Annotated in this window: 16 protein-coding genes; 8 read left to right on the top strand and 8 right to left on the bottom strand. The window is 63.8% G+C overall.

Annotation, left to right across the window (positions count from 1 at the left end; genetic code table 11):
* Positions 1-38: 38 nt before the first annotated feature.
* Genes DAD99_RS18000 through DAD99_RS18015 form a run of 4 tightly spaced genes read right to left on the bottom strand, consistent with a single transcriptional unit; the run spans position 39 to position 3907 of the window.
* A complete protein-coding gene (locus tag DAD99_RS18000) occupies positions 39-1115 on the bottom strand; it encodes a glycosyltransferase family 1 protein (protein WP_193342600.1) in 1077 nt (358 codons plus the stop codon).
* Positions 1112-2041 (bottom strand): alpha/beta fold hydrolase, encoded by a 930-nt coding sequence (locus tag DAD99_RS18005; RefSeq protein ID WP_193342601.1) that lies wholly within the window; start codon positions 2039-2041, stop codon positions 1112-1114. Before DAD99_RS18005 ends, DAD99_RS18000 begins: the two co-directional genes overlap by 4 nt.
* An 11-nt stretch (positions 2042-2052) precedes the next feature.
* The gene (locus DAD99_RS18010; RefSeq protein WP_193342602.1) at positions 2053-2922 is read right to left on the bottom strand and encodes an aldo/keto reductase; all 870 of its coding nucleotides are present in this window, start codon (positions 2920-2922) and stop codon (positions 2053-2055) included.
* A 10-nt stretch (positions 2923-2932) separates the two neighbouring features.
* Positions 2933-3907: a sugar-binding transcriptional regulator gene (locus DAD99_RS18015; protein WP_185260627.1), complete on the bottom strand. Its 975-nt coding sequence runs from the start codon at positions 3905-3907 to the stop codon at positions 2933-2935.
* 124 nt (positions 3908-4031) lie between these two features.
* On the opposite strand from DAD99_RS18015, the gene DAD99_RS18020 reads away from it, so the two are divergent.
* The 3 genes from DAD99_RS18020 (at position 4032) to glpK (ending at position 8324) form a co-directional block, all read left to right on the top strand.
* On the top strand, positions 4032-5843 hold the full coding sequence (locus DAD99_RS18020) for a glycerol-3-phosphate dehydrogenase/oxidase (RefSeq protein ID WP_193342603.1): 1812 nt from the start codon (positions 4032-4034) through the stop codon (positions 5841-5843).
* Positions 5844-6002: 159 nt separating this feature from the next.
* The gene (locus tag DAD99_RS18025; RefSeq protein ID WP_185260625.1) at positions 6003-6752 is read left to right on the top strand and encodes an MIP/aquaporin family protein; all 750 of its coding nucleotides are present in this window, start codon (positions 6003-6005) and stop codon (positions 6750-6752) included.
* Positions 6753-6809: 57 nt separating this feature from the next.
* Positions 6810-8324, top strand: a complete 1515-nt coding sequence (gene glpK, locus DAD99_RS18030) for a glycerol kinase GlpK (RefSeq protein WP_185260624.1) — start codon at positions 6810-6812, stop codon at positions 8322-8324.
* A gap of 116 nt (positions 8325-8440) precedes the next feature.
* On the opposite strand, the gene DAD99_RS18035 is transcribed toward glpK, so the two are convergent.
* From DAD99_RS18035 to DAD99_RS18050, 4 genes are all read right to left on the bottom strand, one after another.
* A complete protein-coding gene (locus DAD99_RS18035; protein WP_193342604.1) occupies positions 8441-9343 on the bottom strand; it encodes a hypothetical protein in 903 nt (300 codons plus the stop codon).
* Between the two features lie 36 nt (positions 9344-9379).
* Positions 9380-12517, bottom strand: coding sequence for an efflux RND transporter permease subunit (locus DAD99_RS18040; protein WP_193342605.1), 3138 nt, complete (start codon positions 12515-12517; stop codon positions 9380-9382).
* A 1-nt stretch (position 12518) separates the two neighbouring features.
* Positions 12519-12878, bottom strand: a complete 360-nt coding sequence (locus DAD99_RS18045; protein WP_193342606.1) for a hypothetical protein — start codon at positions 12876-12878, stop codon at positions 12519-12521.
* 92 nt (positions 12879-12970) lie between these two features.
* Complete coding sequence (locus DAD99_RS18050; RefSeq protein ID WP_193342607.1) at positions 12971-16147, bottom strand: efflux RND transporter permease subunit; 3177 nt, start codon at positions 16145-16147, stop codon at positions 12971-12973.
* Positions 16148-16744: 597 nt separating this feature from the next.
* On the opposite strand from DAD99_RS18050, the gene leuS reads away from it, so the two are divergent.
* From leuS to DAD99_RS18075, 5 genes are all read left to right on the top strand, one after another.
* Positions 16745-19276: a leucine--tRNA ligase gene (gene leuS / locus DAD99_RS18055; RefSeq protein WP_193342608.1), complete on the top strand. Its 2532-nt coding sequence runs from the start codon at positions 16745-16747 to the stop codon at positions 19274-19276.
* A 57-nt stretch (positions 19277-19333) separates the two neighbouring features.
* Positions 19334-20359: a DegV family protein gene (locus tag DAD99_RS18060; protein ID WP_193342609.1), complete on the top strand. Its 1026-nt coding sequence runs from the start codon at positions 19334-19336 to the stop codon at positions 20357-20359.
* 49 nt (positions 20360-20408) lie between these two features.
* Positions 20409-21308: a ComEA family DNA-binding protein gene (locus tag DAD99_RS18065; protein WP_193342610.1), complete on the top strand. Its 900-nt coding sequence runs from the start codon at positions 20409-20411 to the stop codon at positions 21306-21308.
* A 427-nt stretch (positions 21309-21735) separates the two neighbouring features.
* The gene (locus tag DAD99_RS18070; RefSeq protein ID WP_193342611.1) at positions 21736-22401 is read left to right on the top strand and encodes a hypothetical protein; all 666 of its coding nucleotides are present in this window, start codon (positions 21736-21738) and stop codon (positions 22399-22401) included.
* A complete protein-coding gene (locus tag DAD99_RS18075; RefSeq protein WP_193342612.1) occupies positions 22379-23932 on the top strand; it encodes a recombinase family protein in 1554 nt (517 codons plus the stop codon). The genes DAD99_RS18070 and DAD99_RS18075 overlap by 23 nt, the downstream gene beginning before the upstream one ends.
* The last annotated feature ends 79 nt before the right edge of the window (positions 23933-24011 follow it).

The raw sequence follows: 24011 nt of genomic DNA on the forward strand, positions 1-24011 counted from the left end.
ACGTCCCTTAGTAAACGTCCTTTAGAGGACTCGCGGCGTCAGCGTCCGCGGCGCGCCATGATGTCGTGGGCCACGTCCACCAGTTGCCGGGCGGATTCGTCCCAGCTGAATTCCCGGGCACGCGCCACCGAATGGCGGGACACCTGCTGCCAGTGGGCGTCGTCGCGCAGTTTCTGCACGGCCGCGGCAAACTCTGCCGGGGACGCGGGATCAACGTAGGCTGCCGCGTCACCGCCCACTTCCCGGAAAATCGGGATGTCGCTGGCGATGACCGGCGTGCCGAGGGCCATGGCCTCCACCAGCGGGAGACCGTATCCTTCGGCGCGGGAGAGGCTCACCAGTGCGGTGGCCCGCTTGAGCAGGACGGCGTATTCGTCGTCGGTGACCCCGTTGTGGAAGACCACCTTGGCGCCAGGCGGAACCATGATCTCCAGCTCGGCCCGGCGATCCGCGGTGATCCTGCTCAGCAGGTGCAAGGTGAAATCGGGCAGCCAGGACATTCCGGCCACCATCGTTTCAACGTTTTTGTAGGGCATAAACGAGCCCATGTACACGAGCGAATGTTCTGCACCGGCGGCGGGATCGCGCGGGTCCTGCGCGGGCTGCGGGGCGTTGCTGATGATCCGCACCGGCCTCTGGGTGAGCCGGTACTTGGCCATCAGGGCTTCAGTGGTCCGGCTGATCGTGGCCACGGTGTCCGCCCGGTTGAGGAGGACGCGCTGGGGCCAGAACGCCTTGTGGTACAGGCGCCACAGCACGCGGACGGGTGCCGGCAGGAATCCCGGGGGAGCAGGGTGCTCGTAGTAGATGAGGTCGTGCAGGGTCAGGACCAGGCCGTACTTGCGCCCCCAGCTGCCCATGGTCTGCATGGGGCACACCACAACGTCGGCCCCCAGCGGGTTGACCCTGCGGGCCACGAACAGCTCCAGCGGGGACAGCGGACTGTTGATCAGCGTGTAGGGAACATCCGGAAGCAGCGCCAGTTGACGGGGGTCGCTGATGAGCATGGAAACGTCTGCAACCTTCGCGGTGGCGGCGATGAGGCTGGCCCCGTAGCGGCTGATGCCGTCGTGGTGGTCGGTCCGGGTGAATCGGGCATCGATGACAATCTTCACGCGGGGTGGTCCTTAAGGAAGCTGCGGATGAAGCCGGCGGCGGGGCCGGGCGTTTCATAGTGGATCAGGTGGCCGACGCCGGGAATGACTTTGAGGACACCGTCGGGGAGGAGCCCGGCGAGGCGGTGCTGGTCGGGCAGGGTGGCAATCTCGTCCTTTTCGCCGGCGACCAGGAGCACCGGCAGGTCCAGTTTCCCGGCAACCTCTGCGACATGGCCGCTGACCGACGCTGTGAACGATTCGAGGAGACTCTCCCGGTTCGCGAACGCACTGAAGTAGGCGTGGTGCTGGCCGTGGATGAAGCCGCGCAGGTCTTTGTCAGGCGTCTTGGCCATGGCCTCGCTCATGACCCTGACAATCAGCGGACTGCGCAGCAGCGCCAGTCCCAGCGGGCGGGGGAGCCGGGCCGCCAGCCGGTAGTAGAGGACGGCCAGTCTGGTCATGATCCCCTTGGGGCCTTCCAGGGCAGGCGCGGCGATGGGATTGATCAGGATCAGCGGTGTGACGGTGCCCGGATGGGTCGCCACAAAATGGGCAGCGACGATCGAGCCGAAGGAGTGCCCCAGCAACACCGTATCCGGACCAAGGCCGAGCGCCGCCATAAAGTCGGTGACAAAGGTGCCGTACTGTTCCACCGAGTGTTTACCGGCGGCGAACGCGGCGGAGCGGCCGAACCCTGGCAGGTCCGGCATAATGATGCGCATTTCCGGCAATTGGTCTGCCACCCGGAGGAGGCCGTGGTGATCGCCGCGGAAGCCGTGGATCACCAGGATGGTGCGGGTGTCCGGCGTGGCCTGGATGGGTTCGTAGGTCCAATACGCCACGGCGGTGCCGTCGATCACGATGTCTGCGGCACGGGTGCGGGCCGCCAGTCCCGCGCTGAAGAACGACGGCGCGGGGGATGGCTGCTGATCGGCGGTTTTCATAACCCTCGGTCCTAGTTGACGTTGTCGGGGTGGGACCCGGTGCGCTGCCCGCGGTCAAGCTCAGCCAAGGCTGCCATGTCGCGGTCTGAAAGTTCAAAGCCAAAGACGTCCAGGTTTTCCCGGATCCGTGCCTCGGAGCTTGCCTTCGGGATGGCGATGTTCCCCAGCTGGATATGCCACCGAAGAATGATCTGGGCTGCTGTCCGGCCGTGCTCGGCCGCCAGGGCCAGGACCACGGAATCCGACAGTACGTGTCCGCGCCCCAGGGGGCTCCAGGCTTCAGTCCGGATGCCCAGGGTGTGGTGCTTCTCCCTGAGCTCCGCCTGCTGAAGCCACGGGTGCAGTTCAATCTGGTTCACAGCCGGCACCACTTCGGCACTCTCGAGCAGGCGGTCCAGGTGCGCCGGCTGGAAGTTGCAGACACCGATGGCCCGGACCTTCCCTTCGCGGTACAGCGTTTCAAGGGCGCGGTACGTGTCGCTGAACAGATCCCGCTTGGCGCAGGGCCAGTGGATCAGGTACATGTCCACGTAGTCCAGGCCGAGGTTAACCATGGAGGTATCGAAGGCACGGAGGGTCGCTTCGTACCCCTGGTCATCGTTCCACACCTTCGTGGTGACAAATACGTCCTCGCGCCGCAGGCCAGGCGAGGACTCCCCGGAGCCGCCGCTTCTGCCTTCGGAATCCATGGCGGGGCCCAGTCCGCGCGCCACGCCGGTTTCGTTGCCGTACATGGCTGCCGTGTCGAAGTGGCGGTATCCGGTGCCCAGGGCCGTGGCCACCAGGCCGGAGGCTTCCGCTGCCGGAACTTTGTAGAGCCCGAAGCCCAACTGGTCGATCAGCACACCCTTGTTAAGGCTGAGCCGGGGTGAGGTTTTCATAGCATTGACTCTACCCATTGGGCCAGGCGACACCGCCAAAGCCCACCAGGCGGCGCGCGGTGGCTTCATCCACGATCAGGTCGGTGGCGAGGCCGGCGGACAGGGCGCCCCGCAGGCCATTGATCTTCGATGCCCCGGAGACCACGCAGATCCGACGCCGGACCTGGCGCAACTGGGAGAGGGACGGACCCGTGGAGCGTTCATTGAGGACGATGCCGTCGGAGGATCCGTCACGCCGGAAAAACACCGTGGCGACGTCACCCACAACGTCAGAATGGGCAAGCACCTTGAGATCGCTTTCGTCCAGGTAGCCACCCGCGTAAACGTGGCTTGGGTAGTCTGCGTGCACGGATCCAACGCCGAAGATGGCGATGCTCATCCGGGCCTGCAGGTCCAGGATGCGCTGTACGCTGCGCTCATTCCACATGGCGGTTTTGGTGGCTGCATGGTCAAAGAATGCGGGAACAGGGAACTGCTCCACGCGGGCGCCGTAGGCACTTCCGAAGCGGCGCATGATGTCGCTCGCGTACGTGATGCCGGTGGTGTGCATGTTGCCGGCGCCGTTCAGCTGGACCACCACGGTATCGTGCGTGACCTTGCGGGTGAGGTGCCTGCTGACGGCACTGAGCGTTGATCCCCACGCGACGCCGATGATCGCATTGGAATCCACCAGGGGGCCGATGGTTCGTGCTGCCTGGATGGCCACCCGGTCCAGGGTTTCCGCCTCGTTCAGAGACTCCACCACCGGAACCACGTGCACGTCAACGCTGTACTCGCGCCGGATCATGCTTTCGAGTTCGGGGCCGGTATCCATTGGATTGCGGATCTGGATCTGGACCAAACCCGTGTCCCTCGCCGCCGAGAGGAGCCTGGAAACAGTGGACCGGGACGTCCGCAGTTCCCGCGCGATTGCGTCCATGGTCAGGTCCTGGAGGTAATACATCTGTGCAGCCCTGAGCGCATCTGAGTGCCGTGAAGGCGTCATTCGGACTCCAATCTGCACGTTTGTGCATAGTGCTTGACTCCATTTTCCAATACTCCAAACAATAGTTGAAGAACGACGGTTCGTCCGGCGGATGCCCGCAGGCCACTAAACCCAGGGAGCAGTTTTGGGAATCAAAGATTCATTCAGCCACAGCGGAGCCACGCCCGCCCACAGCCCGGTGCCGCGCGCATCGGTGCAGGGTCTGCGAGATCGTCCGCACGCCAAGGTATTGATCATCGGCGGTGGCATCAACGGCGTGGGAACATTCCGGGACCTCGCCCTGCAGGGAGTGGATGTGGCCCTGGTGGAGCGTGGCGACTACTGCCAGGGTGCCAGCGGTGCGTCCTCGCACATGATTCATGGCGGCATCCGTTACCTCGAAAACGGAGAATTCCGCCTCGTCCGGGAATCTGTAGTGGAACGTAACCGACTCCTGCGGATCGCACCGCATTATGTGAAGCCCCTCCAGACCACCATCCCCATTTTCAGCACCTTTTCCGGCGTCCTGTCCGCACCCCTGCGGTTCCTCACGCACAAACAGCAGGGCAAGCCCAAGGAGCGCGGCGCGTTCCTGATCAAACTGGGTCTGAGCATGTATGACTCGTTTTCCCGCGACGGCGGTGCCGTGCCGCGCCACCAGTTCCGCGGACGGAAGCGGGCCCTCGCCGAGCTGCCGCAGCTGCACCCCGGCATCAAATACGCTGCAACATACTTCGACGCTTCGGTGCATAACCCCGAGCGGCTCACGCTCGATGTGCTCCAGGACGGCGAAAAAGCAGGCAAGGGCAATGGCGGACCGAAAAGCTCAACAGCCCGGGCAAGCAACTACCTCGCACTTCATTCTCTCGGCGGGCCGGCCACACAGTCCGGCACCACGGTCCAGCTCCGCGACGAACTGACGGGCGAGTTCTTCGATTTCACCGCGGACGTCATCGTCAACACAACCGGCGCCTGGGTGGACCTGACCAACGAAGCCATGGGGGCGGCGTCGGCCTTTATGGGCGGCACAAAAGGATCGCACATCGTACTGGACCACCCGGTCCTGCTCGAGGCCTGCAAAGGCCGGGAGATCTTCTTTGAACACACGGACGGCCGGATCGTCCTCATCTACCCCATGGGCGACCGGGTCCTGGTGGGAACTACTGACATCAACGCGGACATGACGAAGGACGCCGTGTGCACGGATGAGGAGATCGACTACTTCTTCAACCTGATCGGCCACATCTTCCCGGACATCAGCGTGCAGCGTGACCAGATCGTCTACACGTTCTCCGGCGTCCGCCCGCTGCCACGCCACGACGCCGCCCAGCCCGGGTTTGTCTCGCGCGATTACAGCATCGAACGGCGCACCCCGGATGCCGCGGCGCCCGGCGCAGGAACCGCGGTCGTACTCAGCCTGGTCGGCGGCAAGTGGACCACATTCCGGGCGTTGGCCGAGCACATGGCAAATGATGTGCTTGCCGAGCTGGGAATGGAACGGAAGGTCTCCACGGCGAAGCTCGCCATCGGAGGCGGTGCCGGCTTCCCCGAGGATGAGGCCGGCATCCAGAAATGGATCAAGGCGCACATGGGTACCGGGCGGGATGCTGACCGCTCCGCCGTCCTGTTGACGCGTTACGGCACGCGTGCAGACGACGTGATCCGCTACCTTGATGCCGGTCCGGACAGGCTGCTCCGTTCCACCCGTGAACTCAGTGTCCGGGAGCTGGAGTTCATGGCCCGGAATGAGCAGATCGGGCATCTCATCGATGTCCTGGTCCGGCGTACGTCGCTGGCCTTCCGGGGGCTGGTGACCGGTGAACTCCTCGTCGAGGTAGCCGATGTCCTTTCCGGTCCGCTCGGCTGGGACGCGGCAAGCCGTGCCGCGGAAATCACCTACGCCGAGGAGGTGCTGCAACGGTTCCACGGCGTCACGGTCGACAGCCTCGTCTCGTGACCTGACTTGCGCATCCGGGCAGGGAAGCCCGGAGGCAAGCACTGCGCGGTCCGCTCCGGCGGCCGGCGCAGCGGCTGGCTGGGGGCGTCCATAACGCACCCGGCCCAACGGTCCTTCAAACCCGCGAAGGGCTGACAACAGAAAATAGAGGAGTCAAAGATGTCTCTTGGAATAGTTTTCCTGTCCGAAGTGTTCGGCACCGCAATGCTTACCCTGCTGGGTTGTGGTGTTGTGGCCAACGTTGCGCTCAAAGGCACGAAAGGCAACAACGGCGGGTTCCTGATGGTCACTTGGGGGTGGGGCATTGCCGTTTTCGCGGGTGTCTTCGTCGCCGTGAAGTCAGGGGCGCACATCAATCCGGCCGTAACTTTTGGCCTGCTGCTCAACGGCAAGAGCGAGTACGCTCCCGGTGTTCCGGTCGACTTCGCGTCGACATTCACCTACTTCGGCGGTGAACTCGTGGGGGCATTCCTCGGCGCGGTGGTGATGTGGCTGGCCCACAAACAGCACTTCGATGCCGAGCCCGAGCCCGCCAGCAAGCTGGCCGTGTTCTCCACCGGCCCTGCCATCCGCTCCGCCCCGTGGAACCTGGTAACCGAAATCATCGGTACGTTTGTCCTCGTTTTTGTCATTCTGGCATTTGGCGGGACGCCCTCGGGTCTTGGGCCGCTGGCGGTCGCCCTTCTAGTGGTAGGCATCGGCGTCTCACTCGGCGGCCCGACGGGCTATGCGATCAATCCGGCCCGTGACCTTGGCCCCCGGATCGCCCACGCGCTGCTTCCCATCAAGGGCAAGGGTTCCAGCGACTGGAGCTATTCCTGGATCCCGGTTGTAGGACCGCTGGTGGGTGGTGGACTCGCTGGGCTTGTCGCCGCTGTCCTGCCGATCATAGTCACCGCGGCCAGCTAACCGTTCCACCTCGCAGCACACCCTCAGCCTGCCAATCAAACAGACAAGGACGTCATCATGAACCAGTACGTAATCGCCATCGACCAGGGCACCACCAGCAGCCGCGCCATCGTTTTCGACCACAGTGGCAGCATCGTCTCCAGCGGCCAGCTGGAACACGAGCAGATATTTCCGCAGGCCGGTTGGGTGGAGCACGATCCCGCTGAGATCTGGAACAACACCCGCGAAGTCATCGGCACCGCACTGTCGAAGGCAAACCTGACCCGCCACGACATCGCCGCCGTCGGCATCACCAACCAGCGTGAAACGGCGGTTGTCTGGGACAAAACCACCGGCAAGGCCGTCTACAACGCCATCGTCTGGCAGGACACGCGCACCCAGCCGATCGTGGATGAGCTGGCAAAAGACGGTGGAGTGGAGCGCTTTAAGGACAAGGTGGGGCTGCCCCTGGCCACCTACTTCTCGGGTACGAAGATCAAGTGGATCCTGGACAACGTCGAAGGAGCGCGGGAAAAGGCCGAAGCAGGCGACCTCGTGTTCGGCAACACTGACTGCTGGGTGCTCTGGAATTTGACCGGCGGCGTCGACGGCGGTGTCCACGTCACCGATGTGACCAATGCTTCGCGGACCCTGTTTATGGATCTTGAGACCCTCGCCTGGGACCAGGACATCCTGGCTGCCTTCGGCGTTCCGGCCTCCATGATGCCGGCGATCAAGTCCTCCTCCGAGGTCTACGGCACCGTGCATACGTCGCAACTCCTGCGCGAAGTGCCTGTCGCCGGCATTCTCGGTGATCAGCAGGCAGCCACGTTCGGCCAGGCGGCATTCGAAGCAGGTGAAGCCAAAAACACGTACGGCACCGGCTGCTTCCTGATCTTCAACACCGGCGAGGAGATCGTTCACTCGAAAAACGGACTGCTCACCACGGTCGGGTACAAGCTCGGAGACGCCCCCACGCACTATGCGCTGGAAGGCTCCATTGCGGTCACCGGTTCGCTGATCCAGTGGCTCCGGGACAACCTCGGCATGATCAGCAGCGCGCCGGAAGTGGAAACGCTGGCGGCGGCCGTTGAGGACAACGGCGGCGTCTACATCGTGCCGGCGTTCTCGGGGCTCTTTGCCCCGTACTGGCGTTCGGATGCCCGCGGCGCCATTGTGGGCCTGACCCGGTTCGTCAACAAGAACCACATCGCCCGGGCGGCGCTGGAGGCCACGGCGTTCCAGACCCGCGAGGTACTGGACGCAGTCAATGCTGACTCCGGCGTTCCGCTCACTGAGTTGAAGGTCGACGGCGGCATGGTGGCCAACGACGCTCTGATGCAGTTCCAGGCGGACATCCTGGGCGTGCCGGTGATCCGTCCGAAAGTGGTGGAGACTACCGCGCTGGGCGCCGCCTACGCTGCGGGCCTGGCAGTCGGATTCTGGAAGGACCTTGGCGAGTGCTCGGCCAACTGGGCTGAGGACAAGCGGTGGGAGCCGCAAATGGACCAGGCCGAGCAGGACCGGCAGTTGCGCCTCTGGAAGAAGGCCGTGACGAAGTCCATGGACTGGGTCGACGAGGACGTCCGCTAGGTAGCCCGCACGGGGCGCCGGACAACACAGAAGGGGGAGGGCGGCCGAGGAACCGCCCTCCCTGCTCTTGTCCGGGTCAGGAGCCCTCGGTCACCCACCCTCCATCAGCACAACGGTCATAGTCCGTCGAGTTGGGCCCTCGGCGTCTTGGCGTAGACGCTCCTGCTGACGGTGTAACCCCGCTCGTCCTGATCCAACGCCGCTGCGTTGATAGCCGCAAACTGCGCGGCGCCCAGCTTCTGCACTTTCACGAGGTCCATGAATTCCTGGTCAGTACCGCCGACGGCAGTGACTTTCACGAGCCCCGTCCCGGCTGAGTAGAACTTCCGCTGGTGTCCTGCCTCAGGCGGTTCCAGCGGATTGTATTCATCTATCACCAGCACATCGTTGTAGCATCCGGTCCGGACGCAAACATGCTGGTCTTTTTTGAGCACAGTTCCGCAGTCAAGGAAGTCAACCTTAGGGGCATAGGCCTGGACATAGTCTGGTGTGCCGGTCCGGGGCTTGGCCTGCATGGCGATGCCGGCCTGCGCCTTTGCGATCCCGCTAATGAATGTGCTGGGTGCGCCAATGAATTCGCCGTTTTCGTATTCTTCCGGATATTCGCCGAACAACCACACGGCGCCTTGCCTGGTCTGCGCGAAAAACGCCAGTTCGGATTCGACCAATTTGCCGTCGGCGTAATCACGGTCCCACATCACCCGGGTCGTGATGCCGTCTATCACCTTCGTCAGACCGGTCACTGAGTGGACGACAGTGCGCTCGTAAACCCCATCCGCCGAGGTCACCGTGCCTGTTGTTGTGAACTGCATACCGGGCTTGAGCGGGAACCATTTGTTATCGATCCGCGGCGTAGCCTGGAAATCCGAACGGTCGAAATTGATCGCGGACCCTGGCCCGCAGAGTTCCGGGGACGGAGGTGCGGCATCCGCTGTCCCTGCCGACATCACTGTCAGCGATCCGACGGCCAGCAGTAAGGCGGAACCGTACGCCGTGAATCTATGTGCTCGAAAAACCATCTCACGCGCCTTTCATAGTCGTGGGGAAGGAACCGCCTAAATGGCAGCGGCGGGTTGCAATTCGTGTGTGCCGTGCCGGCGGCCGCGCTTGGCGAACCGCAGGTACAGCGAAGGGACGATGAACAGGTTGACCAGCGTTGACGTGACTAGCCCGCCCAGGATCACCACCGCCATGGGATGCTCGATCTCGTGGCCCGGGATGTTCCCCATCACCACCAGCGGCACCAAGGCCAAGGCAGTAGCGAGTGTGGTCATGAGGATCGGCGACAAGCGCTCTGCGGCCCCCCGAAGCACCAACGCAGGTCCGAAGGGCATGCCCTCGTACTGCTCCAGGTGTTGGCAGTGGTTGATGAGCAGGATGCCATTGCGTGCCGCGATCCCCATGAGTGTCAGGAAGCCAACCAGCGAACCAAGGGAGAGGATTCCGCCGCTGAGGTGGGCGGCGATCACCCCGCCCACGAGTGCCACCGGCAGGGTCAGGATGGCCAGGGTGGCCAGCCGCCAACTCTTGAAAGCAGCCTGCAGGAGAAGGAAGACGACGATGACCGCGCCGATGGAGTAAAGCAGCAGCCGTTGAGATGCGGCCTGGCGTTCGGCGTATTCGCCGAGGACAACCGCGCTGTAGCCGACCGGGAATTGAACAGATTCCATATCGGAATTAAGCTTCTCCACCACCTTCGCCAGATCACCTTCCTTGACGTTGGCACTGACATCGATGCGCCTCGATCCCTCCGAACGCTCAATCACATTGGGTGTGGGCTTGACCGAAATCGAGGCGACATCTGCCATCCGGATCTTTTTTCCGCTCGGCGTATCAAGCGGGAGGTTTTCAATACTCGTGACACTCGTCCGGGCCTCAGGTGGGCTCCAGACCTGAACGTCATACGCCTTGCCGTCCCGGTAGATGTCGCCCACTTCTTCGCCGGCAATAAGGGTTGCAGCGGCACGCCGCACATCCCCCGGCTTCAGCCCGTAGCGGTTCGCCGCCTCCAGGTTCACCTCCACATCGATCTGTGGCACGCTGGCCTGGAGGGCAACCTTCGCGCCGATGGCTCCCTCAATGCCGCCCAGGATTGACTTGATCTTGCCGGCTTCCTGGCGGAGCGTTGCAAGGTCGTCCCCATATACGCGAACGACGACGGCATAGCCGGTTCCGGTGAGTACCTCACGGATGCGTTCCTTAAGATACGTCTGCACATCCCGTGTGATTCCGGGGTAACCGTCCACTACCTCCGCGACTGCTGCCAGGGTGTCGTCATAGTCCACCCCGGGGTCGATGCTGATCCAGTTTTCGCCGAAGTAGACGCCCACCACCTCATCCGCGTTGAACGCCTGTCCCGTGTGGGACCCGCAATTGTTCACACCCGGAATGGTAATGAGTTCCGTGCAGGCTAACTGGCTGACGCGTACTTCTTCGGCGTTGGACGTGCCAGGCTGGGTTAGCCAGTGCATCAGGAAATCACGCTCCTTGAAAGACGGGAGCAGCGATTGGCCTAGCAGCGGGGCCGCCACGATGCCGATCACGCCGACGGCGGCCAAGGTCAGGTAACCGGGAACGGGACGGCGAACGATGGGCCGGAGCGCATTCGCGTACCAGCGCTTGAGAACCCTGACCACGGGCGGATCCCGGTCATCCAGCTTTGCATTTCGCAGGAAGATGTACGCCATTGCGGGAGTGACCGTCAGCGCCACGAGCATGGATGCGATCACCGCGAGGGTGTAGGCCGTGGCCAGCGGCCGGAAGAAGGCGCCCGTGAGCCCATCCAGGAAGAAGATCGGAACCGTTGCGGCGACGATGATCAGGGTAGCGTAAACGATTGGTCCACGTACCTCAAGCGAGGCGTTGACCACTACCCTGGCAGTGCTTCCGACCCCGCCGGTCGCCCGGTGGTACCGAAGACGCCTGACGATATTTTCGACGTCGATGATGGCATCGTCCACCACCACCCCGACCGCAATCACCAATCCCGCAAGCACCATCGTATTAATCGTGCCGCCGGTCCAATACAACACGAGGGCCGCCGCCACCAGTGACAAGGGGATGGCAAGCACGCTGACCAGGGCCGTCCGCCACTGGAAGAGGAAGACACTTAACACCAGAATTACCAGCAGGCATCCCAGCAGTAGAGCTACGCTCAGGTTGTCGAGGGATTCTTCAATGAATGTCGCCGGCCGGAAGATGGCTGTGTCCACAGCGATACCGGTCAAGCCGGGTTCAAGCTGCTTCATTGCCTCTTCGACCCCCCGCGTCACTTCGAGGGTGTTGCCCCATGGCAGTTTTTCCACAATCAGCATCAGGCCCGGACCCCCGTTAATGACGGCGTCACCGATCAGCTGCTGATGGTCCTCGACCACATTAGCCACGTCGCCCAGCCGGAGAGGAGCCTGACCCTCACGATCTTCCAATGACACCTTCGCGAGGTCTTCAGGTCCGGTGATGGCCTGTACGTGCCGGATCCCGATTGTCTGGCTGGGTGTGTCCAGGGAACCTCCGGTGCCGATCATCGCACCAGCGGAATATTGGAGCAGGCCAGCGTCCAGGGCGTTCGCGGTGGAACTCATGACGGTTTCCAGGCTGACATTGTTTGCTGCCAGCTTGGCCGGATCGGCCTGGACCTGAAGCATCTGGAGGCGTTCGCCCCAGATGGCTACGTTGGCTACACCAGGAACCCGGAGCAGATGAGCCCTGATATTCCAGTAGGAAATCATTGACATTTCGATCAGGGACCGCGTATCGGAGGACAGCCCGATCTTCATGACCCGGCTGGTGGAAGACAGCGGTTGGAGCATGACCGGCGGCGCTGCCCAGGTGGGCAAGGTTGGAATGACCGTTGCCATCCGCTCGGACACGAGTTGACGGGCGGTCAGCAGATCCGTGCCGTTCTCGAATTCCATCACAATCGAGGACAGCTGCGGTACCGACTTGGACCGCATATGGTCGAGGCCGTCGATGCCGTTGAAGGCCTCTTCCATGGGAACCGATACCAGTTCTTCCACCTCGGCGGCAGTTAGACCCAGGCATGCAGTCTGGACCTCGACCTTAGGCGGCGCGAACTCAGGGAACACATCCACGGAGGCACTGCTGAGCTGGGCGCCGCCCACCATCATCAGCGCCGCCGCCATCGCGATGACGATCGATCTGAACCGAAGGCTGGCAGCGACTATCCGGCGCATGTCATTTGCCTGTGACGAACTCGGCGCCGAACAGCTCAGCTGCGGCTACGGTCACCACTGGCGTTCCTACGGCTGGGCCGACACTGGCTGTGACCGCGCCCGCTTCGACTCTGGTCACCGTGACGGCCTGGCGTTCGTACACCCGCGGCTCGGGGTTGATGTAGACCCAGGTCATCCCCTGCGGGTCGTATAGCAGCGCAGCGTAGGGGAAGAGGACGCCTGCGCCCCCCGGCGCCGGTTTGACCGTGTCGGTGAGCAGTTCCAGCCGGTCGATGGCCCGCTGGCTCAGCGTAATGCGGGCAATGCCCGTGGTGGCATTCTTTTCCACCGTGGCCGGCGCTTCAGATGCAGATTGTGCCACGGCCGAGGGTTGTGCGCAGGCGGGCAGTGAAAATATCAGTCCTGCACAGAGGAGGGCCGCCATTGGCCGGCGTCGCAGGAGCTTGTTGCTGGTCATGATACTTCCACCTTTTCCGGCATAACGGGCATGACAGGTACTTCCGATTCGTAGACTTCCGACCACTCTTCCGGTTCGGTGCGGGGACCGAACCAGAGCGTGAGCAGCGGGAGCACAAAGAGCCCCACGAGCGTTGTGGTCACGAGGCCGCTGGCAATGATCAGCAGCATCGGTACGATCAAGGCCTCGCCTACCGTGCCGCCGAGGAAGGCTGGCGGTATCAGTACGAGGAACGTCATGAGGGCGGATTTCAGGATCGGCGATATCCGGTCCCGGGCCGCCGTCATGACCACATCAGTTCGAGAAAGCTCGTCGGAGTCCATCCATATTTCGTCGACACGCGCGGACAGGAGCGCCGCGTTCCGTGCAGCGATCGCCAGGACGGCAGCAAACGCCGTCAGTGACAGCCAGGATAGAGACGCCGCCCCGATCCACGCGGCGATCGCTGCTCCCGCCATCGCAGCCGGAAGCGTCAGCAAGACAGCGAGGGCAAGTTTCCAGCTCCGCACCGCGGTTTGGAGCAGAAGCAGCACAGCCATGATCGCCGCGATTCCGAGTCCATGAACCAGGGTGTCTGCAGCCTGCAGCTGGCTGTATTTGGTGGGGATCTCGGCGTGGTACTCGACCGGGAACTGGATCTGTTGGAGAGCCGCCTCAATATCCCGCTGGATATCTGCCAGCGGGCGACCGCTTACGTCAGCCACAACGTCAATCCGACGTGAAGTGGCGTCGTGCTGGATGACAACTTCGCTGGGGACCATGCGGACCTCGGCGATCTGGCCCAGTTGGACGTGGCCGCCGTTCGGAGCATCCAGGAGCAGCTCACGGATGCTGGTCAGATCATCCCGGACGCCAACCGCGCCACGCACAACTACTTCAAACACCTTCTGCTGTTCAAATAGGTTGCCCACAACGATGCCCTGCATAAGCGTCGCCGCAGCACGCCTGGCGTCACCAGGTTTGATGCCGAACTTTTGAGCGGCTTCGAGATTGACCTGGACCTCTACGATCGGGGTCATGTCCGTCGCGTCGATAGTCGGGTTGTTCACACCGTCAATCTTCTGAATGGCCTGGCGGACCTCTTCTGCTTTTTCACGCAGCACCGGCAGTTCCGTTCCGTAGACCCGGACCGCGAAGCCCGGTTCCAGGCTGGAGCGCATGTCGCCGACGGTCTGTTGCGAGTAGTTCAGCACGTTGTGAGCGATACCCGGGTAGCCTTGGACCACGTCCCGTACCGCCTGCTCCGTTTCGCCGAAGTTGGCGTCCCGTGCGATCGACACCCACAGCTCAGCAGAGCTGTTGCCGACCACTTGATCCGCAGAGATGGCGCGTCCCACATGCCCGCCGACTCCCGAAATTCCCGGGAGCGCCCTGAGTTCATCGGAGGCCAGGGCAGCGATCCGCCGGACTTCGTCGTTGGACGTCCCGGCCATGGTGTCCCACTGCACCAACAGGGTCCTGTCGGGCATGGCGGGAACGAGCGGCCGGTTTCCTGCCAGTTGCGAGCCTGCAGCTACGCCAAGGATCCCCACGACCACCACCGCCAGAACTGCCAGAGGTCTCCGGGAGTTGACTCTGCCCAGTGCTCGCTGGTATTGCGCCTTCACACGACCGACGGCGGGGAGTTCCCTTTCCCTTACCGCCCTCGGCGGAAGCAGGAAATGCGCCAGCACGGGCGTTACGGACAGGCCTACGAGCAGGGAGGCTGTAAGAGTCAGAGCCAATGACCAGAAAAGCGGCGAAAGGAAAGAGCCGCCTACTCCGGTCACGAAAAGCGTTGGAATGAGGACAGCCACCATGATGAGGGATGCGTGGAAGAGCGGTGTGCGGACCCCCCGGACTATGTAGCTGGTCCGTGACCTGGGAGGAGCTTCGCGCCCCATCTCATCCTGAACTTTGGCCTGTCGACGGTAGGCCTGGACGTCTTCGATGATGTCGCCCACGATCACGGACGTGCCGAGCAGAACGCCCATCAGGATAGTGATGTTCAGCGTTGCGTTTTGGGTGAACAGCACTACCGCCGCCGTCATCACCGTAGTGCAGATGGACAGGAGTGCAATCACGGCCACCCGCCAGGACCGGAACAGCAGCCAAAACAGTGCTACCGCAATCAGCAGGCTGATCAGGAGCGCCAGGCCGAGGCTGTTGACGGAGTCCTGAACACCGGTCGCAGGCCTGAAGACAGAGGTGTCGATCTGGACCCCCGTGAGGCCCGGCTCCATGTCCTTCAGGGCCGCCTCAACACTACGGGTGACCTCCAGGGCGCTGATGCCGGGGAACTTCTCGATCACCAGCATCAGGCCCGCGTCCGCCCCGACAATGGCGTCACCGATCAGCGGCTGGTGGTCTTCCCTGACCTGGGCAATGTCGCCCAGAAGCAACTGCGGGTCCGTGTCCTCCACGCTGACCTTGGCCAGGTCGGCCGGGGTGCGGATGGGAAGGACGTGCTGGATGCCAAGGCGCTGGTTGGGCGACTCCACGAAACCGCCGGTCCCGGGCGTCGAAGCCTCGAGGAAGCTCAACGGCGAGACCCAGACGGCGTTACCTGTGGTCTTAATTAGCTGCTCAAGGGTAATGCCTTTGTCGCGCAGTTGCGTCGGAGTGACCTCAACCTGGAGCTGTTGTTCGCGCTGGCCCCAGATGGACACGTTCGCCACGCCCGGGATACCGATCAGCCGCGGCTTGATTTTCCATCTGGCCAGGACTGACATCTCAATGCCGGAGAGCTCCTTGGAGTTCATCCTGACCATCAGCACGCGGCTGGTGGAGGACATGGGCTGCATGATCAGCGGCGGCGATGAGACGTTTGGCAGCGCGTGCGCCTGCGTCATTCTTTCCGCGACCAACTGGCGGGCGCGCAGGAGGTCCGTGCCGGGCTCGAAGACCAGTTCGATGGACGACAGCCCCGGGACGGATTTTGAGCGGATCTCGTCCAGCCAGGCGACCCCGTTGAGGAGGTCTGCTTCCATCGGTGCGGTGATGAGCTGCTCAACTTCAACCGCGGAGAGCCCTAGGGCCTCAGTTTGGATCTCTACCTGTGCGGGGGCGAACTCCGGCATGGTGTCCACAGCCATATGTGGAACGTTCACGATGCCAAAAGTAATAAGGCCCGCCGCGAGGGCGAGAACCAAGATTCGGAACTGCATGCTGAACCGGGTAACCCAGCCAAACATGGCTAGAGTCTCGCCGGTTCTTTGCAGGCGTGAAAGGACGATTGCAGTCCATCACAACGTTGTGCGGGACGTAAACGCCAAGAATACATGTCAGGCTCCTCGACCTGAGACCGTCTTGTTTCCCCACAGACTTGACAATACTGTGGACCGATTCGACTCGTTTGGCAAGGGGGTATTCAACCCCGCGTTCACCCATCCCGTTAGGGGGTTCTCAGCGGCGAAGCGATCAAGGCTGTCTAATGGTCCCGGAAGTTCCGAGGCCGGCGCCGTTCTGCGGCGATCGCCGTCGCTCTTGCTTGGTCAGGGCACCACCGATGGCGCGGGTCCGGGGGCCGGCGCGAGGAGCAGGACTCCGGCCGGGCACGGGGCACTTGCCCGGGCCTGCCCACCTGCATTGGGTAGGCTAAAGTAGTCCTATGCGTGCGATCCTTCTGCTTAGCTAGCCGCCCGGTGTCCGGAATCAACCGGAATGCCGCGCGGCTGCCCCTCCATGGAGAGGGGCTTTTGTGTGTCCGGGCACGTTTGACGGGCCGGCAGCAGAGGGGATCAGACCGTTGCGGCAGTACCGATGCCACAACAGAACAGAAGAGGGCAGCAGTGAGCGTTCAGCCGGAGACAGAGACCGGAACAGCAGCAGTGGCGGCGGAAACACCCGAAGAGGGTGCCTACAGCTTCGCGGCGATGGAGGCCAAGTGGCCGCAGGTGTGGGAAGACCTTAAGGTTTTCACCCCGGTGGATGATGGTTCCCGCGAGCGCCGCTACGTGCTGGACATGTTCCCGTACCCCTCGGGTGACCTGCACATGGGCCACGCCGAGGCTTTTGCCATGGGCGATGTCGTGGCCCGGTACCTGCGGCAAAAGGGCTTCGACGTCCTGCACCCGATCGGCTGGGACTCCTTCGGCCTGCCGGCGGAAAACGCCGCCATCAAGCGCAATGCCCACCCGAGCGAGTGGACCTACGCCAACATCGACACCCAGGCGGCGTCGTTCAAGCGTTACGCGATATCCGCGGACTGGTCCCGGCGGGTGCACACCTCGGACCCCGAGTACTACCGCTGGACCCAGTGGCTGTTCAAGCGCTTCTACGAGCGGGGCCTGGCGTACCGCAAGGACTCCCCGGTCAACTGGTGCCCCAAGGACCAGACCGTCCTGGCCAATGAACAGGTGGTCAACGGTGCCTGCGAACGCTGCGGCACCCCCGTCACCAAGAAGTCCCTGAACCAGTGGTACTTCAAAATCACCGAGTACGCTGACCGGCTGCTCGATGACATGGACGGGCTGCGCGGCCACTGGCCCGAGCGGGTTCTGGCGATGCAGAAGAACTGGATCGGCCGCTCCGAAGGTGCCCACGTCACCTTTGTGATCGAGGCCGTCGGCGGCAAGCCCGCCAAGGATGTCACCGTCTTCACCACCCGCCCGGACACCCTGTACGGTGCCACGTTCTTTGTTGTCGCAGCCGACGCGCCGATCGCCGTCGAACTCGTCACCGAGGAGCACGCCGCCGCCCTGGACGCCTACCGCGAACAGGTCAAGGCGCTGACCGAAATCGAACGCCAGTCCACCGACCGTGAAAAGACGGGTGTCTTCACCGGCCGCTACGCCGTCAACCCCCTGAACGGTGAAAGGCTGCCGGTCTGGGCTGCTGACTACGTCCTGGCCGACTACGGCACCGGCGCCATCATGGCCGTCCCGGCCCACGACCAGCGCGACCTCGACTTTGCCACGACGTTCGACCTGCCCGTCCGGGCCGTGTTGGACACAGGTGAGGAGGACCCCGCCGTTTCCGGCAAAGCCACCTCCGGCGAGGGTACCCTGATCAACTCAGGCATCCTCGATGGGCTGCCCAAGGCAGAAGCCATCCCCGCTGCCATCGACATCCTCGAAAAGCAGGGCACCGGCGAGAAGTTCGTCAACTTCCGCCTGCGTGACTGGCTGCTGAGCCGTCAGCGGTTCTGGGGCACGCCCATCCCGATCATCCACTGCCCTGCCTGCGGCGAGGTTCCGGTTCCTGACGAACAGCTGCCTGTCAGGCTGCCGGCGGACCTGCGCGGCGAGGACCTGTCCCCGAAGGGCACGTCACCGCTGGCCGCCGCCGAAGCATGGGTCAACGTCGACTGTCCCAATTGCCACGGGCCGGCAAAGCGCGACACCGACACCATGGACACCTTCGTGGACTCGTCCTGGTACTTCCTGCGGTTCGTCTCGCCGCAGTACACCGAGGGCCCGTTCGATCCGGCGAAGATCAACGAGTGGATGCCAGTGGGCCAGTATGTGGGTGGCGTGGAGCATGCCATCCTGCACCTGCTGTACGCCCGGTTCTTTACCAAGGTCATCCACGACCTCGGCATGATCGACGCCGACGAGCCCTTCAGCGCGCTGCTGAACCAGGGCCAGGTCCTCAACGGGGGCAAGGCCATGAGCAAATCGCTGGGCAACGGCGTTGACCTCAGCGAGCAGCTGGACAAGTACGGCGTGGACGCTGTCCGCCTGACCATGATCTTCGCGTCCCCGCCGGAGGACGACGTCGACTGGGCGGACGTTTCGCCGTCGGGCTCCGCCAAGTTCCTGGCCCGTGCCTGGCGCCTGGCGCAGGACGTCACCAGCGAGCCTGGTGCCGATGTGGCCGCCGGTGACCGTGCTTTGCGCTCCGTCACGCACCGCACCATCGCTGACGCCGCCGCGCTGCTGGACACCAACAAGTTCAACGTGGTGGTGGCCAAGCTGATGGAGCTGGTCAACGCAACACGCAAGGCCATAGATGCAGCCGGCGGCGCCGGTGGCGCGGATCCCGCTGTCCGGGAGGCGGCGGAAGCCGTTGCCGTCATCTTGAGCCTCTTCGCGCCGTACACGGCGGAAGACATGTGGAACGTCCTGGGCCATCCCGCGTCCGTGGCCAACGCCGGCTGGCCGGTACACGACGAAGCGCTGCTGGTCCAGGAGACCGTCACCGCGGTGGTCCAGGTCCAGGGCAAAGTCCGTGACCGCGTCGAAGTCTCGCCGGGAATCGGCGAAGACGAACTGCGGGAACTGGCCCTGGCCAGCGAAAACGTCCAGCGCGCGCTTGACGGCCGCGGCATCCGCACGGTGATCGTGCGAGCGCCTAAACTGGTCAACATCGTCCCGGCCTAGCCCGGGACACCGGCCGCCGGTTCCAACCGGCGGCCGGTCCTAGACCAGGAGGCGCTCTTGCCCGACCGTGACGCCGCTGCCTGGCTCTGGCTCCGGGAGCGTCTGGCTGCCCTCCGTCCCGCACCGCGCCCTGGCACGCAACCGTCGCCAGCCCCGGTGGCGCCCGCCGTCGTCGTCCGTACCGCAGTGGTTACCGACTCTGCCTCCGCACTGCCGCCCGACTGGGTGCGTTCGTGCGCCGGTGACGGCCGCCTGACTGTCATCCCAATGCCCGTTATGGTGGGCGCGGAAATCTACGGCGAGGGCGAAGACGACATCACCGAAACCATTGCGCTGGCCCTCGCCAGCGGCACATCGGTCAAGACGTCCCGCCCGTCACCGGGACAGTTTGAACAGGTCTTCCTGGCCGCTGAACGCCTGGGCTACGAAAGCGTGGTCTCCATTCACATCTCCGGAGGCTTGTCCGGGACCGCGGATGCGGCGAGGCTCGCGGCCACCCGGGTGACAATCCCGGTGGAAGTCCTCGACTCGTCCACCGTGGGCATGGCTCTGGGTATGGGTGTCCAGGCCGCGGTGGCAGCAGCCGCGGCAGGCAGCGACACCACAGCCGTAGCGGCCGCGGCGGCGGCGCAGTTCGCGCGCACCAAGGTCTATTTCTACGTGCCCAGCCTTGAACAGCTCCGCCGGGGCGGGCGGATCGGCGCGGCCGCGTCGCTGCTGGGGACCATGTTCGCCATCAAACCCATCCTGGCCGTCGACGACGGCAAGATCATACCGCTGGAAAAGGTCAGATCGGCAGTCAAGGCTGTCGCCCGCCTCGAGGAGCTGGCCGCAGCGGACGCCGCATCGCGCCCCCATGGCCAGGCCCGCCTTGCCGTCCACCACTTCGGGAATCCGGCCGAGGCAGAGGCTTTGGCAGCCCGGCTGTCCGCCGCCCTGCCCAGCTGCCCGCCGGCCCAGATCAGCTCCCTGCCCGCCGTCCTGGCAGCCCACGCCGGGCTTGGCGTGCTCGCGGTGATCGTGGGGGAGAACGGCCCAACTGTGCGGAACCCAGAGTCGGAGCTCCCGGCAGTTTCCACATAGGTACGGCCGGGACTGTCACCGGCGGCCCTGGTTCCCTAGCGTTGGGTGCATGTCACGCCGGGACGCTGGAGCAGCAGCACGCCAGGGGGCCCGGCATGCCCGGGATCGGCTGCAGTCCACGCTCGGAGCTGGCCCGGGGCTTCTGCTCACCGACGGCGGCGAAAAGGTTTTTGAGTACGACGGCGATGCTCCCCGTTCCGGTGACGACGCCGCTTTGCTTGCTGCTGAGGAGTCCCCGGCCGGTACAGGAAGGACGGGACCGGCGCTGAGGTGGCGGGTGGGCCTGCGGGTCGCTCTGTTCATCGCCGCACTCGCGGTGCTGGGCAGTGTCTGGTTCTGGTCACAGGTGGCCGCCGGTCAGCCCGAAGTCAGGCCACTCAGCGACACTTCATCCCAGGCAGGCCTCCCCACAGGGGAAGGAACCCAGGACCAGGAGCCCCACGGGGCCGATCCGCCTGGGCTGCCATCGGAAACTTCGTTGGCCGGAACTGTCATCATCCATGTGGCCGGTGCCGTGGCCGTGCCAGGGGTTGTGCAGCTGCCCGCTGGCAGCCGGGTTCACCAGGCAGTCGCCGCAGCCGGCGGCGGTACGCCCACGGCAGACCTGAACCGCCTCAACCTTGCCGCCGTGCTGACCGACGGACAAAAGCTCTTCGTTCCCCAGGCCGGTGAGGAAATCCCCGCCGGTTCGTCCGATTCCTCCGGCCCACCCGGGGAAGCAGGGGAGGTGACCGGCGGCGGGACCGCATCAGCAGAAGGGAAGGTCAACCTCAACACAGCAAGCATCGAAGAACTGGACGCACTGCCAAAGGTTGGGCCAGTACTGGCCCAGCGGATCGTGGACTGGCGCAAGGAGCACGGCCCCTTCAAGTCGGTCGAGGAGCTTGACGCTGTGGACGGTGTGGGTCCCAAGATGCTTGAAACACTCCTTCCCCTGGTGGGTGTCTGAGATGGCCAGGCGCAGTCCGTGGAGCCGCTTTGTTGACTCAGCCGTGCAGGGCCAGCGGGCTCCCGCGGACCCGGCAGCTCGGACAGTTCTTTTGGCGACGGGGGCCGGGACACAGAGAGCCAGGTCTCAGAGTTCCGGGCTCGCGGTCCAGTCTGCCGGGCTGAAGGCCGGCAGGCTGGGTGTACGCGTCGGCGCGAAGCTTCGGGGCAAGGAGCGATCTACGTCATCAGCGGATGCGCCGCGTCGGCGCACGGACGTTAGGCTGGCGCTGCCCGCCTTCCTTGTCTGGAGTGCCGCCGTCGCCGGAGTCTGGCTAAACCCTGTGGCGCTGGCTGGGCTATGCTGCGGTTTGGTGCTGCTGGCCGCGCTCGTCCTGATCAGGGCCCTCCACGGCAGGGGACTTCTGGCAGGCCGGCGGAGCTTTCTGATGACCACCGCGGTTGCCTTATTACTGGCTGCGGCCGCCGCTGCCCATTCGGCCGTCTCCTCGTCGCAACGCCACGACGGGCCGTTTGCCGAAGCTGTCGCGGCCGGGAACTCTGTGGTGGCCATCCTGGAAGTGACCGGATCCCCGCGGGCCATGACCGTCCCGGGAACTTCGGGGCCGCCCGAACGGTGGTCGGTGGCGGCGCAGACGCAGGAGGTTACGGTCAGTAGCCAGGTCATCCGCACCCGTGCCCCAGTTGTGGTCATGGGCGGCAAGGGCTGGGGAGACCTGGTGCCCGGGCAGTTGGTCCGGACGGCCGGGAAGCTGAGGGCGCCGGACGCAGGCCAGCAAGAAAGCGCTGTCCTGTCGGCTTCCCTCCCACCCCGGGCCGGTTCCGGGACCGTCAGCAGCGCCGCACTCGATGATGCCAGCGCCCCGGCCTGGCAGCTCGTTGCGAAGGACCTTCGCGTCCGGTATGTCTCCAGTGCGTCCTTCCTTGCTGCCGATCCAGCCGGTCTCCTCCCGGGCATGGTCACCGGAGATACCAGCGCACTGGACGAAGGACTGAATGCGGCCATGAAAACGGTGGGCATGACCCACCTGACCGCGGTCTCTGGTGTTACTGTTAGCAAAAGAGGTGGGTATGAAGAGTCTGATCGTACGTGAGTACCTGCGGGTCTCCAAAGACAGCAAGGGTACGGGCAAAAGCCCCGATCAGCAGCACGATGAGAACGTCAAGGCGTTCGATCGACAGGGCTGGGAATTGCACCCAGACCCGCCGTACCGCGACACAGACCGCAGTGCAAGCCGCTTTGCGCGCAGGGGCCGCGAAGACTTCAAGCGTTTGATAACAGACCTGGAAGAAGACACGTTCGCGGCTGACGTGCTCGCGATCTGGGAGTCAAGTCGTGGCTCCCGTCGGGTCGGTGAGTGGGTGGACCTAGTTGACCTGTGCAAAGAACGAAGCGTGTGCATCTGGGTAACGACACATGGCAGGTTGTACGACCCTGGCAATGCCCGTGACCGGCGTAGCCTGCTCGAAGATGCCGTCGACGCCGAGTACGAGAGCGACAAGTCATCGGAACGCATCCAGCGCGACGTTCGAGCTGCTGCTGAAGGAGGCCGCCCCCATGGGAAGAATATTTACGGCTACCACCGTGTCTATGATCAAAAGACCGGCGAGCTGGAGCGCATAGAACCCCATCCTGAACAGGGGCCCATTGTGCAGGAGGCGGCTCGGCGCATCCTGGCGGGCGAGTCGTTTTATGCCGTGGCGAAGGACTTCAACGAGCGCGGTGTAGAGCAGAGGCGCCCGACCAGAAAGGAACACCGGACGAATCTTGGCTGGACAGCACCAGCGGTCAAGCAAATGCTGACCATGCCGGCCTATGCAGGGAAACGCCAGCACCGGGGTGAGATCCTCGCTCATGTAGAAGTGATGTGGCCTGCGCTCATCGATTTTGATACCTGGCTAAAGCTTCAGGTGATCATGAGCCCTCCGGAGCGCAAGAGGACGAACGACTGGCCGGCAAAGTATCTGCTGACCGGCATTGCAGTGTGCGGCGTTTGCGGGGCGCCGACGCGCATCGGTAAGCAGAACGCCGGACGCCGCAAAGACAAGGCGACAGGGGAGCCACTACCCAAGCCCGTTGACGAGCATGGCAACGAACAGCCATATCCGCACTACTACTCCTACGTTTGCGTTGGTGTGCCCGGTAAGACCGGTTTCCACGTGGCGATGCGGCAAGAGCACCTGGACGACGTGGTCACGAAGTTGGTGCTGGCGCGGTTGTCCCGCCCTGACTTCCTGGCCACGGTCGGGGAAAGCGGCAAGGACACTGACGCAGAGCGCCATGCTGTCTTGTCGGAGATCACTGGCTACCAGGAATATCTGGACAACGTGCGCAAGGAAGCAGCAGAGAAGCTACGGTTTGATCTCCTACTGGACCAAGAAACCAGGATCGGTCCAAAGATCAAAGCAGCCCAAAAGCGGCTGGAACAGCTTTCTGAGATGGACCCGTTAGTGCTTCAACTCGTGCAGAGCGGTGCCATCCGCCAGGGTTGGGACGCATTTGCGTTGGCCGACAAACGCAGAGTCATCCGCGCCGTAGTGACGGTGAAGATCAACCGCGTAGAGCCGGACTCGAAGGGCCAGCGGGGTATCAACAGGGAACGGGTCGATCATATCTGGCGTTAAAGCGCGTTTTCGCCGCAGTCCGGCGAATCGTGCAGCCCATCAACTCTCTGGCGCCGCAGGCTGAGACACTTTCGCTCAA

Source organism: Pseudarthrobacter sp. AB1, assembly GCF_014926485.1.
Taxonomy (GTDB): domain Bacteria; phylum Actinomycetota; class Actinomycetes; order Actinomycetales; family Micrococcaceae; genus Arthrobacter.

Excerpts from the sequence above, each read along its gene's own strand:
- DAD99_RS18025 (WP_185260625.1), top strand. The coding sequence starts at position 6,003 with ATGTCTCTTGGAATAGTTTTCCTGTCCGAAGTGTTCGGCACCGCAATG.
- DAD99_RS18035 (WP_193342604.1), bottom strand. The coding sequence starts at position 9,343 with ATGGTTTTTCGAGCACATAGATTCACGGCGTACGGTTCCGCCTTACTG.
- glpK (WP_185260624.1), top strand. The coding sequence starts at position 6,810 with ATGAACCAGTACGTAATCGCCATCGACCAGGGCACCACCAGCAGCCGC.
- DAD99_RS18040 (WP_193342605.1), bottom strand. The coding sequence starts at position 12,517 with ATGCGCCGGATAGTCGCTGCCAGCCTTCGGTTCAGATCGATCGTCATC.
- DAD99_RS18005 (WP_193342601.1), bottom strand. The coding sequence starts at position 2,041 with ATGAAAACCGCCGATCAGCAGCCATCCCCCGCGCCGTCGTTCTTCAGC.
- DAD99_RS18015 (WP_185260627.1), bottom strand. The coding sequence starts at position 3,907 with ATGACGCCTTCACGGCACTCAGATGCGCTCAGGGCTGCACAGATGTAT.
- DAD99_RS18050 (WP_193342607.1), bottom strand. The coding sequence starts at position 16,147 with ATGTTTGGCTGGGTTACCCGGTTCAGCATGCAGTTCCGAATCTTGGTT.
- DAD99_RS18010 (WP_193342602.1), bottom strand. The coding sequence starts at position 2,922 with ATGAAAACCTCACCCCGGCTCAGCCTTAACAAGGGTGTGCTGATCGAC.
- DAD99_RS18070 (WP_193342611.1), top strand. The coding sequence starts at position 21,736 with ATGACCACCGCGGTTGCCTTATTACTGGCTGCGGCCGCCGCTGCCCAT.
- DAD99_RS18075 (WP_193342612.1), top strand. The coding sequence starts at position 22,379 with ATGAAGAGTCTGATCGTACGTGAGTACCTGCGGGTCTCCAAAGACAGC.
- DAD99_RS18065 (WP_193342610.1), top strand. The coding sequence starts at position 20,409 with ATGTCACGCCGGGACGCTGGAGCAGCAGCACGCCAGGGGGCCCGGCAT.